We start from the raw sequence: 12,458 nt of genomic DNA, 5'->3' as shown, positions 1-12,458 counted from the left end.
GGACGTTGTCGATGCCGCGACGCGACGTCCCGTCTCCAGGGCGCGGCAACGGCCGGGGTGGCCTGGACGCCCTCGCCGACCTGATCAACGACGTACTCGCCCGCCGGGGTACGCAGCCGCTGACAACCACCGGGCTCATGCTCTCGGCGGTCGAGTCACCCGCCTCCCGTCCCTCCACCGTGCGCGGTCGGGCGTCCCGCGCGTTCGAGCCGGTGCCCACCCCACCGGGCGACGGTCGCGTCGACGGGCCCGACGAGGCCTCCCGTAGCCGCGCGGACGAGCCCGCCATGGAGGACGACCACGTCGAGACCTGGCGCCTGGTGCGGCTGGCCCAGGACGGCGACGGCGAGGCCTTCGGGATGCTTTACGACCGCTACGTCGACTCGGTGTTCCGGTTCATCTACTACCGCGTCAACGACCGCGCCCTGGCCGAGGACTTCACCAGCGAGACGTTCGTCCGGGCCCTGCGTCGCATCAGCTCGATCAGCTACCAGGGCCGCGACATCGGCGCCTGGTTCGTCACGATCGCCCGCAACATCGTCCTGGACCACGTCAAGTCGGCCCGGAACCGCTTGGAGCGGACGACCGGGGACACCATCGAGGGGCCCGAGCACGAGCAGAGCACCGAGAGCGCCGTCCTGGACTCGCTGGCCCGCGACCGGCTGATGGAAGCCGTGGGGCAGCTGGGCGACGAGCAGCGCGAGTGCGTCGTGCTGCGCTTCATGCAGGGCCTGTCGGTCACCGAGACCGCTGCGGTCATGGGCAAGAACGACGGCGCGATCAAGGCCATGCAGCACCGGGCGGTGCGCAAACTCGCCGACTTGCTGGGCGACGACCTGCGATGAGCGTGCACCGCCCGGCGGGACGTGGATCCGGGCCCGGCCGCGCCCGTAACATCCGGGCAGCTGGGTCGTTGAGTTCCGTGGGTGACGGAAGGATCCCGTCGCTCACGGCACGAGAGGCCCCACCATGGACCCCCGGTACAACGACATGAGCCCGCATCGAGTGTCGATGCTCGGCTCGTCGCTGCGCCGTGCCGAGGACCCCGAGAAGTCCCGGGACCCACGCGTGCGCGAGGTGGTGGCGTCGCTGCGCGCCGTCGACTACGCACCGGCGCCGGACCCGCGGTTCCGCAGCGAGCTGCGCGCCCAGCTCGTCGCGGTCGCCCCCCGTCTCATCGCCGAGAGCGCACCCGACACCGCCCCGACCCCCGTGGCCACGGCCCGGCACCGCGAGCCCGCGCGCCGCCGTCGTTTCGTCCGGCCGCTCGCCGTCGCGGGCACCGTGGCCGCCGCCTTCCTGGTCCTGCTCGGCGGCGCGGTGTGGATGAGCCAGAAGGCACTGCCCGGGGATTCGCTGTACGGGCTGAAGCGGGCCAGCGAGAACGTGCAGCTGTCGCTGACCTCCGGCGGCACCGACAAGGGACACGCCTACCTGTCCCTCGCCCAGACCCGGGTGCAGGAGGCGCGGGCCCTGCTCCGCCGCGACTCGGCCTCGGCGTCCGGACGCGGGCCGCTGGCCGGCGGCCTGTCCGCGCACAGTGCCGGCCTGATCTCCAAGAACCTGGCCTCGGCCAACTCCGACCTGCGGCACGGCAGCGACCTGCTCAACACCAAAGCGGTCACGTCGAAGTCGCAGACCCCGTTGACGATCATCACCGACTGGGCGCCCGGGCAGCTCGTCCGCCTGAAGGCATTGGCCGACGCCCTGCCCACCAGCACGGTGCGATCGCAGACCCTGTCCTCGTGGGCGCTGACCAACTCCGCGCTCACCCGGGCTCGCAGCCTCGCGCCGGCCGTTGCCAACGGGTGCGCGTCCGGCGCAAGGTCCGACCGTCTCGGGCCGGTGCCGACCTGCAGCTCGACGGGGTCGGCGCCCGCCACGCGTGCTCCCACGACACGCACCCCCGCGACACCGTCCACGCCCGCGACGCACTCGAACCGCAGCGGCGCCACGCACCGCGGTGGTTCGTCCGGTACGGGCGCACCGGCCAGCGGGCGACCGGCCGCTCCGCAGCCCACGCGCTCGGCGCCCTCGTCGCGTGGCCGCGGCGTCCCGACGTTGCCGCGACTACTCCCCAGCAAGGCGCCGATCTCGGTCGGCAGCTGCGGCATCTCGATCGGGCTCGGCCCCATCGGTGTCGGCGTCGGCGGGTGCCCGTCACATAAGTGACGATCCCATCGAGTGCTCAGCCGACCTCGATAGGCTCGTTTCCATGGCCGAGCTGCCCGCGGAGGCGGACCCGACGATCGAGCTGACCGCCGAGGGTGTCGACGATGTCGTCCGGCCGACGCCGGACCCCACTGCCGCCGCCTTCTTCGACGTCGACAACACGATGATGATCGGCGCGTCGATCTACCACTTCGCCAAGGGGCTGGCGGCGCGCGACTTCTTCACCTGGCGCGACCTCACCACCTTCGCCGCACGGCAGGTGCGGCTCCGGCTGCGCGGCGAGTCGCACGGCGACATGCACTCCACCCGCGAGTCGGCGCTGGCCTTCGTCGCCGGCAAGAAGGTCGACGAGGTCCGGGTCCTCGGCGAGGAGATCTACGACGAGTCGATGTCGGACAAGATCTGGCGGGGGACGCAGGCGCTGGCCCGGCTGCACCTCGAGGCCGGCCAGCGCGTCTGGCTGGTCACCGCCACCCCGGTCGAGCTGGCCACCATCATCGCCGACCGGCTCTCGCTCACCGGGGCACTGGGCACCGTGGCCGAGTCCGAGGCCGGCGTCTACACCGGACGGCTGGTCGGTGACGTGCTGCACGGAGAGGCCAAGGCGGCGGCCGTCCGGTCCCTGGCGGCACGCGAGGGGCTCGACCTCACCCACTGCTCGGCGTACTCGGACTCGATCAACGACCTGCCGATGCTCTCGCTCGTCGGCCGCGCCGTGGCCGTCAACCCCGACACGGCGCTCCGCGCGGAGGCCAAGCGGCGCGGGTGGGAGATCCGCGACTTCCGGACCGGCCGCAAGGCGGCCCGAATCGGCATCCCCACCGCGCTCGGGGTGGGGGCCGCGGCCGGGGGTCTCGCGGCCGGCATCGCCGTGCGCCGGGCGCAGGCGCAGCCGTCGGTCCCGGCCCGCGCCGCCCGCACGGCCGGGCGCGCCGGGTCGTCGGTCGGTCAGGTGTTCCGCCGGTTCGCGCTCTGACCGTTCGGCAGCAGCGGGGCGCCTAGCGCCAGACGGAGCGGCGCTGGCCGAGCAGCCGGTAGAGGGTGGTCTGGATCGTCTCGCGGACCTGGTCGGTGAGGTCGAAGACGGCGGCCGGGTCGTCCGCGGCCGCCGGGCCCAGGTCGGCCGTGACGATGGGCTCGCCGAACTCGATGTACCACTTGCTGGGCAGCGGCACGAGCCCGAGCGGGCCGAGCCACGGGAAGGTCGGCGTCAGCGGGAAGTACGGCAGGTTGAGCAGCCGGGCGACGGTCCGGGCCGAACCCAGCACCGGGTGGATCTCCTCCGACCCGATGATCGAGACGGGGATGATCGGCGTGCCGGTCCGCAGGGCGGCGTGCACGAACCCGCCGCGGCCGAAGCGCTGCAGCTTGTAGCGCTCGCTGAACGGCTTGCCGATCCCCTTGAACCCCTCCGGGAACACCCCGACGAGCTCCCCGGCGCGCAGCAGCCGTTCGGCGTCGGGCACGCAGGCCATGGTCGCCCCGGCCTTGCGCGCGACGGTGCCGACGCCCGGCGTGCGGAACACCAGCTCGGCTCCCAGCAGGCGCAGGTGGCGGTGCGCGGGATGTTCGGTGTGCACGGCGACGGCGGCCATCGTCGAGTCCAGGGCCCAGAGCCCACCCGCGTGGTTCGAGACCAGCATCGCGCCGCCCTCGGCGGGGATGTGCTGGACGCCGTTGACCTCGACGCGGAACCAGTGGTCGTAGAGCAGCTTGAGTGCGGGCAGCACGGCGTGGTCGGTGAGGTCGGGGTCGAACCCGAACTCGTCCACCGCGTAGTTGCCGGACAGCCGACGCGTGACGAAGGTCAGCAGCTCGTCGAGCCGGTCGGCCGCGGTGCTCGCGGCCGGCGGCAGAGCAGGCAGTGTCGGCAGGTCGCGCGCGGCGGCCCAGGCCGACGCGGGCAGCGCGGTGACGGACGCGCGCCCCCGTGACGGGTGCCGGCCGCGCGAGGGGTGGTGCCCCCGGGAGGGGTGCTGTGCCCCGCGCAGCGGGATGACGCGCGCGTCGTCGGGGTCGGCGTCCAACTCGCCTCCCGCGTCCGGCCGGCGGGTCACTCGGCGATCGCCGCCTGGTGCGCACGCCGGGCCCGCAGTGCGCTCGAGCCTACGCGCACACCGGCCTGCGCCACGTGCGGGAGTGGACGCTGGCCGGCGGCGAAGGAGTCGACGGCCGTGCCGGTGGTGTAGCGCGGGGTGTAGCCGAACCGGGCGTGCAGCGCCGCAGTGTCGACGACGCGTCCGAAGCGCAGCCAGTGGTGCTCCTCGTGCACGAGCTCGGTCACGGCGCGGTTCAGCGCGCCCGCGCCGGCCAGCCGCGGAACCGGCACCCGGATCCGGCCGGCCCGGCGGACGGCCTGGGAGAGCGTGAGGACCCCGTCGGCGGCGACGTTCACGACCCCGGGCCGGGAACTGACGGCGGCCAGGCGCAGCGTCTCGACGGCATCGGCCTCGTGCAGCAGCTGCAGGCGCGGATCGAACCCCAGCTCGGTCGGCACCAGCGGCCCGGCGAGGTAGCGGGTCAGGGACGTGTCGACGGCGGGCCCGATGAGGCGGGCCTGACGCAGCACGGCGACGTCGACGTCGGGCCGGCGGCGGGCGAACCCGCGCACGTAGGCCTCGATCTCGACGGCGTCCCGGGCGTAGCCGGCGTCGACCGAACCGTCCGGACCCATGTCCTCGGTGAACACCGCCGCGTCCCGGCTGGTGCTGCCGTACACGCCGGTGGTCGAGCGCAGCACGAACCGATGCACGTCCTCGGACTTCTGGCACGCGGCGAGCAGCTGCATGGTGCCGATGACGTTGAGCTCTTGCATCGCCATCCGCCCGCCGACGGCGCGCGGCGAGGCGACCACCGCGGCGTGCACCACCACGCTCACCCGGGCCTGCGCCATGACCTTGGCGATCAAAGGGTTGCGGATGTCGGCCCGCACGAACTCGGTGCGGCCGAGGTGGGGCAGGTCGATGGTGCGGGGCGGCACGGTGTCAATGCCGATGACCCGCTCGATGGCGGGGTCGGCACTCAGGCGTGCGGCCAGCCGACCGCCGAGGAAGCGGCTGACTCCGGTGACGAGGACGACGTCGGACATCAGCCGCCGCCGGGCTACTTCTTGTTGCGTCGCTGAACGCGGGTCTTCTTCAGCAGCTTGCGGTGCTTCTTCTTCGCCATCCGCTTGCGCCGCTTCTTGATGACAGAACCCATGCTTGACCGCCTCTCCGGACCTTAACTGTTGTCGTTGCGACCCAGCCTTGGCCGAAAGGCTCGCTGTTGCCTACAACTACCAGCGTATCGTACTAGCCGGCTTCGATGAAGGCGTCGCGCAGGTAGTCGTGGACGGCTTTCTCGGGCACCCGGAACGACCGGCCCACGCGTACGGCCGGCAACTCACCGGCGTGCACCATGCGGTAGACGGTCATCTTCGACACGCGCATGACGGAGGCGACCTCGGCGACGGTCAGGAACTTGACGTCGGACAGGGCCGGGTCGGCCGGTCGGAGCTCGGCCGGCGTCGCCTGCTTCCGGGCAGGTTTGCGTGGCTGGGCTGACGGGTCATCGGACATACGGGTCACCGAACGCTTTCGGCACGTGTCGGTGCGCGGCTTCCCCACCTCGCAACGGGACACGCACGTGCTGCCCTGAGACTAGCGGTACTCGTGTGGCCTATGCGATACCTGAGCGAATACCAAATTGGTGACACCAACCCAACTAAGGCCGTATTGCCGGATTTGTCGGCCAGCGGGACGCGGTCCGACCGTCAGCCGGACGCGCCCAGCTCGGCCGAACGGTGCGCGGCGGCCTCGATCGCGGCCAGGATCGCCGCGCGCACACCGTGGACTTCGAGCTCGCGGATGGCCGAGATGGTCGTGCCGGCCGGGCTCGTGACCGCCTCGCGCAGCTGCACCGGGTGCTCCCCGGAGTCGCGCAGCATGACGGCCGAGCCGATCGCGGTCTGCACGATGAGGTCGGCGGCCAGGGCCCGCGGCAGGCCGAGCAGGATCCCGGCGTCGATCATGGCCTCGACCAGGAAGAAGAAGTACGCCGGGCCCGACCCGGACAGTGCCGTCACGGCGTCGAGCTGCGACTCCGGCACGCGCGCCACCTTGCCGACCGAGGCCAGCAGCGCCTCGGCGACCTCGAGGTGGGCGGCGTCGGCGTGCGACCCGGCACTGACGGCGGTCATCGCCTCGTCGACCAGCGCCGGGGTGTTGGGCATGCACCGCACGACGGCCACCCCGTCGGGCAGCCGCGCCTCGAGATGAGCGGTGGTGATCCCGGCCGCCACCGAGACGATGACGTGCTGCGGACCGACCGCGGGCGCGATCTCGGCCAGCAGCGCGTCGATGTCCTGTGGTTTGACGGCGATGACCACGACGCCCGCCCGACGGACCGCGTCGGCGGCCTCGAGCACCTGCACGCCGAAGGTGGCGCTCAGGTACTCGGCGCGCTCGGGGTACTTCTCCCCCACCACGACGTCGGCGGCCGTGCGCGTGCCGCGCAGCAGGCCGGACAGCAGGGCCTCGCCGATCTTGCCGCCGCCCAGGATCGCAACCGAGTCACCGTCGGACATGGCCGTCAGCTCTTCGAGACCAGCGCGCGGGCGAAGAAGGCCATGTTCGCGGGGCGCTCGGCGAGGCGCCGCATGAGGTAGCCGTACCACTGGGCGCCGTAGGGCACGTAGACGCGCACCGTGTCGCCGGCCTCGGCCAGCCGCTGCTGCTCGTCGGGGCGGATGCCGTACAGCATCTGGTACTCGAAGTCGGTGACGCCCTCCGTGCGGGCGCGGTCGGCGATGATGTCGACCAGCCTCGGGTCGTGGGTGGCGAACATCGGGTAGCCGTCGCCGGCCAGCAAAACGTTGACGCAGCGGACGTAGGAGCGGTCGACGTCGATGCGCTTGTCGAAGGCGACCGTTGACGGCTCGTCGTAGGCGCCCTTGCACAACCGAACCCGGCTGCCGGCGTACGCGAGGTCGCGGCAGTCGCCCTCCGTGCGCTTGAGGTAGGCCTGCAGCACGGCGGCGGTGTCGGGGAAGTCGAGACGCAGGTCGCGCAGGATGCCCAGTGTCGAGTCGGTGGTGGTGTGGTCCTCCATGTCCAGGGTGACCGTCGCCCCGACCCGGCGGGCGTGCTCGCTGATGCTGCGGGCGTTGTCCAGGGCGATCTTCTCCCCGTCCTGCGGGAGCGCCTGCCCCACGGCGCTGAGCTTGACGCTGACCTCGGCGCGCGCGGTCAGCGGCCCGAGACGCTCGGTCAGGCCGGCGTCGTTCAGGGCGTCGAGCAGCGTGCGGTACGCCGTGACCACGGTGTCGGCCTGCGCGCGTTCGGTGGTGTCCTCGCCGAGGTGGTCGAGCGTGACGGTGAGGCCACGGCCGATCAGGTCGCGGCTGGCCTCGACGACCGCTTCGTGGCCGGAGCCGCCGACGAAGCGCCGGACGACGGACCGCGACACCGGAGCCTTCGTGACGACGCGTTCGATGGTCTGGTTCCGGGCCGCCGCCAGGATCGCCGTTCGCAGCATGGACTCAGGCTAAATGATGGTGGTTCATCGGGGCGCCGCCACGAGGTGCAGCCGGCAGAACGCCAGCGCCTCGGCGAGATCGCGCTCCCGTTCGGCGCGGTCGAGCGCCCGGCGCGTGTTGATCTCGACGATGACGTGCCCGTCGTAGTCGCGCTGCGCGAGCCGTTCCAGCACGTCCGCACAGGGTTGGTCGCCCCGGCCCGGGACCAGGTGCTCGTCCTTCGGCAGCCCCGTGCCGTCGGCGACGTGCAGGTGGCTGAGCCGGTCGCCCATCGCGTCGAGCATGGCGAGCGAGTCCGAGTGCGAGACCGCGGCGTGCGAGAGGTCGAGGGTGTAGTCGCGGTAGGGCTCCTCGGCCGCGACGTCCCACGACGGCTGGTAGGCCGACACCTCGCGCCCGCGCACCCGCAGCGGGAACATGTTCTCCACCGCGAACCGGATGTCGGTCTCCTGCGACAGCCGCTGGACGCCCTTGCGGAACGAGCGGGCGTAGTCGCGCTGCCAGCGGAACGGCGGATGCACCACCACCGTCTGGGCACCGAGCAGCTCGGCCGCGAACTGCGCCTTCTGCAGCTTCGTCCACGGATCGGTCGTCCACACCCGCTGGGTGATGATCAGACACGGCGCGTGGATGGCGAGGATGGCGACGCCGTAGTGCTGGGAGAGCCGCTGCAGGGCGTAGGCGTCCTGGCTGATCGGGTCGGTCCAGACCATGACCTCGACGCCGTCGTACCCCAGCTTCGCGGCCAGCTCGAAGGCGACGGCGGTCGACTCGGGGTACACCGACGCGGTCGACAGGCCCACCTTGGCCCGCGAGGTGCGCAGGCTGCGTGACTCGCCCGCCTGCATCATGGACCGAACGCTAGCCCGTGACGACGGGTCACGGACTCTCGAGCCAGTCCAGGCGCCGGAGGATCACACCTTCGCGCAGCGCCCAGGGGCAGATCTCGAGATGGTCGGTGCCGAGGGCGTCCATCGCGGCCGCGGCGACGATGCTGCCGGCGAGGGTCTGGTGCGCCCGCCCGACGCTGACACCGTCGAGCTCGGCGAGGTCGGTCGACGCCATCCGGGAGATGAACGACGTCACCTGGGTGAGCCCGGTGCGGGTCAAGATCCGCACGGCTCGCGGGCCGGCCGAGCTGGGCGCGGCGCCGGCCAGGCGGGCCAGCGTGCGGAAGGTCTTGCTGGTGGCCACGACGTGATCGGGCGGGCCCGACTCGAGCAGCAGCTTGGCCGGTCGGGCCAGCTCCGACTCGACGTACTGCCGAAGCCGGGCGATCGCCGGCTTCGCCGGGGGGTCGTCGTCGAACCACTCACGGGTCAGGCGCGCCGCGCCGAGCGGTACCGACACCGCGACCCGCGGGTCCTCGTCGGCGCCGGCCGCCAGCTCGAGCGACCCCCCACCGATGTCCAGGGAGAAGATCGTCCCGGCGCTCCAGCCGAGCCAGCGGCGCACGGCCAGGAACGTCAGCCGCGCCTCGTCGTCACCGGACAGCACCTGCAGGTCGACGTCGGACTCGCGGGCGACGCGCTTGAGCACCTGCGCGCTGTTGTTGGCGTCGCGGACGGCGCTGGTCGCGAAGGCAAGCAGTTCGTCGCAGCCCTGGGCGAGCGCCTCACGCCGGGCGTCGGAGACTGCGGCGACCAGCGCGTCCGCGCCGCGGGTGCTCAGGTTCCCGCGCTTGTCCAGGTTCTCGGCCAACCGCAGCGTGGCCTTGTCCGAGTGCTGGGGGGTCGGTTGCGCACCGCGGTGCGCGTCGACGATCAGGAGGTGGACGGTGTTCGAGCCCACGTCCAGTACTCCCAATCTCATGGCGCGCAGACTATGTCATGTCGTCGCCTGATCGACATCGTCTCGTAGGCTCGTCCCGTGCCACAGCGTGAGGTGTCCCTCGACTTCGCCCGAGAGTGGGTCGAGTTCTTCGACCCGGCCGACACCGAGCACGTGGTGCGCGCCGACCTGACCTGGTTGTGCTCCCGCTGGACCTGCATCTTCGGCCGCGGCTGCCACGGCACCGTCCAGGGTCAGGCGTCGACCGGATGCTGCAACCACGGCGCGTACTTCACCGACAGCGACGACGAGAAGCGCACCAAACGGTTCGCCGCCCAGCTGACCCGCGACGACTGGCAGCTCTACGACGAGGGGCACAACGCCAACGGCAAGCTGCGGTTCTCGGAGAAGGTGCCGGAGGACGAGCTGGAGGACGGCGAGAAGCGGCGCAAGACCCGCACCGTCGACGGCGCCTGCATCTTCGCCAACCGCGAGGGCCATCCCGGCGGCATCGGTTGCGCGCTGCACGGGCTGGCGCTGCGGCTCGGGATGAACCCGCTCGAGACCAAGCCCGAGGTGTGTTGGCAGCTGCCGGTGCGCCGCGAGCAGGAGTGGATCGACCGGCCGGACGGCACCCGCATCCTGCGCTCGACGCTGGCCGAATTCGACCGGCGCGGGTGGGGCGAGGGCGGCCACGACCTCGACTGGTACTGCACGTCGTCGCCCGAGGCGCACGTCGGCGGCGAGCCGATGTACCTGTCCTACGGGCCTGAGCTGATCGCGCTGATCGGCGACAAGGCCTACGACGAGCTGGCCGCGATCTGCGCCAAGCGGTTGAAGCTGGGTCTGGTGGCCGTGCACCCGGCCACGGCAGCGGCGGCCAAGAACGCCAAGGGCGCGGCTGCCAGACCCACGAAGTCCCGCTAACCGTCCTTGCGGGTCAGCTCTCGAACTTGTAACCCAGCCCGCGCACGGTGACGAGGTACTTCGGGCTCGCAGGGTCCGGCTCGATCTTGGCCCGCAGCCGCTTGACGTGGACGTCCAGCGTCTTGGTGTCACCGACGTAGTCGGCGCCCCAGACGCGGTCGATGAGCTGGCCGCGGGTGAGCACCCGGCCGGCGTTGCGCAGCAGCAGCTCGAGCAGGTCGAACTCCTTCAGCGGCAGCTGTACCTGCTGGCCGTCGACGGACACGACGTGCCGCTCGACGTCCATGCGCACCGGCCCGGCCTCGACCACGTTGAGCATCAGCTCCTCGGGCTCCATCCCGCGCCGCAGCACCGCCCGGATCCGCGCGACCAGCTCCCGTGACGAGAACGGCTTCGTGACGTAGTCGTCGGCACCGAGCTCGAGGCCGACGACCTTGTCGACCTCGGAGTCGCGCGCGGTGACCATGATGATCGGCACGTGCGAGCGGGTGCGCAGCTCGCGGCAGACCTCCGTGCCCGACAGCCCGGGCAGCATCAGGTCGAGCAGCACCAGGTCAGCGCCGCTGCGGTCGAAGCTGGTCAGCGCGTCGATGCCGGTGCCCGCCACCTCGACCTCGTAACCCTCGCGGCGCAGCATGTAGGACAGCGCGTCGGAGAACGACTCCTCGTCCTCGACCACCAGCACCCGCGTCATTCGCCCCTCGCAAGCTCGGTCATGCGAGATCCCTCCGGGTTGGACATTCAGTCATCAGGTGTGCGATCCCTCCGTCGCGACGGCCGGGGCCGTCACGGACCTGTCCGTCGACCGGTCGTTCACCTCGCGGTCGCCCGCCGGTCCGTCCTGCGGTGACGATGTCCGACCCGGGTGAACGCGCGGTAACCGGATGGTGAATGTCGACCCGGAGCGGTCCGCGCTCCACACCGAGACCGAGCCCAGGTGGTTGGTGACGATGTTCTTGACGATGGCCAGGCCCAGCCCGGTGCCGCCGGTGGCGCGGGAGCGCGCCGGGTCGACGCGGTAGAACCGCTCGAAGATGCGGTCGCGGTCGGCCTCGGCGATGCCGATGCCCTGGTCGGTGACCGAGATGTCGACGAGCGGTGCCGAGCTCTCGTCGTCGGCGCGCCCGGTGACGGCGACCTTCGTCCCGCCGCCGCTGTAGGCGATGGCGTTGTCGACGAGGTTGGCGACGGCCGTGGCGAGCTGCGCCTCGTTGCCACGCACGCGCAACCCCTCCGGGCACGACACCGTCACCGTGATCGAGGCCTGCTCGGCCGCCAGCTTGGTACGGGCGATGGCCTCGTCGAGCACCGTCCGGACGTCGACCTCGGTGGCGCCGGGCATCGGGTCGGCGCCCTGCACCCGCGAGAGCTCCATCAGCTCGCCGACGAGCTTGGCGAGGCGTGACCCCTCGTGCTGGATGCGACCGGCGAAGCGCGCCACCATCTCCGGCTCGTCGGCGGCGTCCTGGATGGCCTCGGCGAGCAGGGTGAGCGCGCCGACGGGCGTCTTGAGCTCGTGCGAGACGTTGGCCACGAAGTCACGACGGACGGCCTCGAGGCGGCGCAGCTCGCTGACGTCGGCGAGCAGCAGGCACACGCCGGCGACCCGTTCGTCGGCATCGGGCCGCAGCGGGACCGCGGTGACCGAGAGGGCGATCGGCTCACGACCCAGCCTGCCGATCGGCAGGTCGACGGAGCGGGTCAGGTAGTCACCGGTCTCCATCGACCTGCGTACGAGCGAGACGAGCTCGGGGAAGGCCAGCGTGTCGACGTCCAGCACCCGCATGCTGCGGGCGGCCGGGTTGACCAGCACGGCGCGTTCCTCGCGATCGACGACGATCACGCCGTGATCCAGGGCCTGCACGACGAGCGAGGCGAGCGGTTGGCTCATCCGCCGCCGCAGCACGTCGACGCCGGTGTCGGGGAACGTCTCCCGCTCGGGCGGCGGCGCCGGGTCCTCGACACGACGACGCGACGCGGCGAGCGCGAACCCGATGGCCCCGCCGAGCACGAGGGCCACCACCGCGACGATCGCCAGCGTGGGCACAGGATCAGGGTACGGGCGCGGACT

General features: G+C 71.9%; 14 protein-coding genes. 4 read left to right on the top strand and 10 right to left on the bottom strand.

What is annotated here, in order from left to right; all coding sequences use genetic code 11:
* Positions 1–11: 11 nt before the first annotated feature.
* The 3 genes from ACFFCA_RS04570 to ACFFCA_RS04560 all read left to right on the top strand — a co-directional run bounded on the left by ACFFCA_RS04570 (position 12) and on the right by ACFFCA_RS04560 (position 3,148).
* The gene (locus tag ACFFCA_RS04570) at positions 12–845 is read left to right on the top strand and encodes a sigma-70 family RNA polymerase sigma factor (protein ID WP_375482244.1); all 834 of its coding nucleotides are present in this window, start codon (positions 12–14) and stop codon (positions 843–845) included.
* Between the two features lie 145 nt (positions 846–990).
* On the top strand, positions 991–2,172 hold the full coding sequence (locus tag ACFFCA_RS04565; RefSeq protein WP_375482242.1) for a DUF5667 domain-containing protein: 1,182 nt from the start codon (positions 991–993) through the stop codon (positions 2,170–2,172).
* Positions 2,173–2,215: 43 nt separating this feature from the next.
* Positions 2,216–3,148, top strand: a complete 933-nt coding sequence (locus tag ACFFCA_RS04560) for an HAD family hydrolase (protein WP_375482240.1) — start codon at positions 2,216–2,218, stop codon at positions 3,146–3,148.
* 22 nt (positions 3,149–3,170) lie between these two features.
* Here the strand turns inward: ACFFCA_RS04560 and ACFFCA_RS04555 are convergent, their stop codons facing one another.
* The 8 genes from ACFFCA_RS04555 to ACFFCA_RS04520 form a co-directional block, all read right to left on the bottom strand.
* Positions 3,171–4,199 carry a lysophospholipid acyltransferase family protein gene (locus ACFFCA_RS04555; protein WP_375482238.1) on the bottom strand — a complete coding sequence of 343 codons (1,029 nt, stop codon included), beginning with the start codon at positions 4,197–4,199 and terminating at the stop codon, positions 3,171–3,173.
* A 26-nt stretch (positions 4,200–4,225) separates the two neighbouring features.
* On the bottom strand, positions 4,226–5,260 hold the full coding sequence (locus tag ACFFCA_RS04550) for an NAD-dependent epimerase/dehydratase family protein (RefSeq protein WP_375482236.1): 1,035 nt from the start codon (positions 5,258–5,260) through the stop codon (positions 4,226–4,228).
* 14 nt (positions 5,261–5,274) lie between these two features.
* On the bottom strand, positions 5,275–5,373 hold the full coding sequence (locus ACFFCA_RS04545) for a 30S ribosomal protein bS22 (protein WP_012854759.1): 99 nt from the start codon (positions 5,371–5,373) through the stop codon (positions 5,275–5,277).
* A 92-nt stretch (positions 5,374–5,465) separates the two neighbouring features.
* On the bottom strand, positions 5,466–5,732 hold the full coding sequence (locus ACFFCA_RS04540; RefSeq protein ID WP_375482234.1) for a helix-turn-helix domain-containing protein: 267 nt from the start codon (positions 5,730–5,732) through the stop codon (positions 5,466–5,468).
* A gap of 194 nt (positions 5,733–5,926) precedes the next feature.
* On the bottom strand, positions 5,927–6,739 hold the full coding sequence (proC, locus tag ACFFCA_RS04535; RefSeq protein WP_375482232.1) for a pyrroline-5-carboxylate reductase: 813 nt from the start codon (positions 6,737–6,739) through the stop codon (positions 5,927–5,929).
* Between the two features lie 5 nt (positions 6,740–6,744).
* Complete coding sequence (locus ACFFCA_RS04530) at positions 6,745–7,689, bottom strand: proline dehydrogenase family protein (protein WP_375482230.1); 945 nt, start codon at positions 7,687–7,689, stop codon at positions 6,745–6,747.
* Between the two features lie 24 nt (positions 7,690–7,713).
* The gene (locus tag ACFFCA_RS04525) at positions 7,714–8,541 is read right to left on the bottom strand and encodes a sugar phosphate isomerase/epimerase family protein (RefSeq protein ID WP_375482229.1); all 828 of its coding nucleotides are present in this window, start codon (positions 8,539–8,541) and stop codon (positions 7,714–7,716) included.
* 28 nt (positions 8,542–8,569) lie between these two features.
* On the bottom strand, positions 8,570–9,502 hold the full coding sequence (locus tag ACFFCA_RS04520; RefSeq protein WP_375482227.1) for a hypothetical protein: 933 nt from the start codon (positions 9,500–9,502) through the stop codon (positions 8,570–8,572).
* 57 nt (positions 9,503–9,559) lie between these two features.
* On the opposite strand from ACFFCA_RS04520, the gene ACFFCA_RS04515 reads away from it, so the two are divergent.
* Positions 9,560–10,387, top strand: coding sequence for a hypothetical protein (locus ACFFCA_RS04515; RefSeq protein WP_375482225.1), 828 nt, complete (start codon positions 9,560–9,562; stop codon positions 10,385–10,387).
* Between the two features lie 13 nt (positions 10,388–10,400).
* Here ACFFCA_RS04515 and ACFFCA_RS04510 read toward each other — a convergent pair whose 3' ends face one another.
* Together ACFFCA_RS04510 and ACFFCA_RS04505 are read right to left on the bottom strand one after the other, a co-directional pair.
* Complete coding sequence (locus ACFFCA_RS04510) at positions 10,401–11,081, bottom strand: response regulator (RefSeq protein WP_375482223.1); 681 nt, start codon at positions 11,079–11,081, stop codon at positions 10,401–10,403.
* 54 nt (positions 11,082–11,135) lie between these two features.
* The gene (locus ACFFCA_RS04505) at positions 11,136–12,434 is read right to left on the bottom strand and encodes a sensor histidine kinase (RefSeq protein ID WP_375482221.1); all 1,299 of its coding nucleotides are present in this window, start codon (positions 12,432–12,434) and stop codon (positions 11,136–11,138) included.
* Positions 12,435–12,458 lie beyond the last annotated feature (24 nt).

It is taken from the genome of uncultured Jatrophihabitans sp., assembly GCF_964252635.1.
GTDB lineage: Bacteria > Actinomycetota > Actinomycetes > Mycobacteriales > Jatrophihabitantaceae > Jatrophihabitans.
Note: the sequence above shows the minus strand (reverse complement) of the source record. Positions and strands in the feature narration are given on the sequence as shown.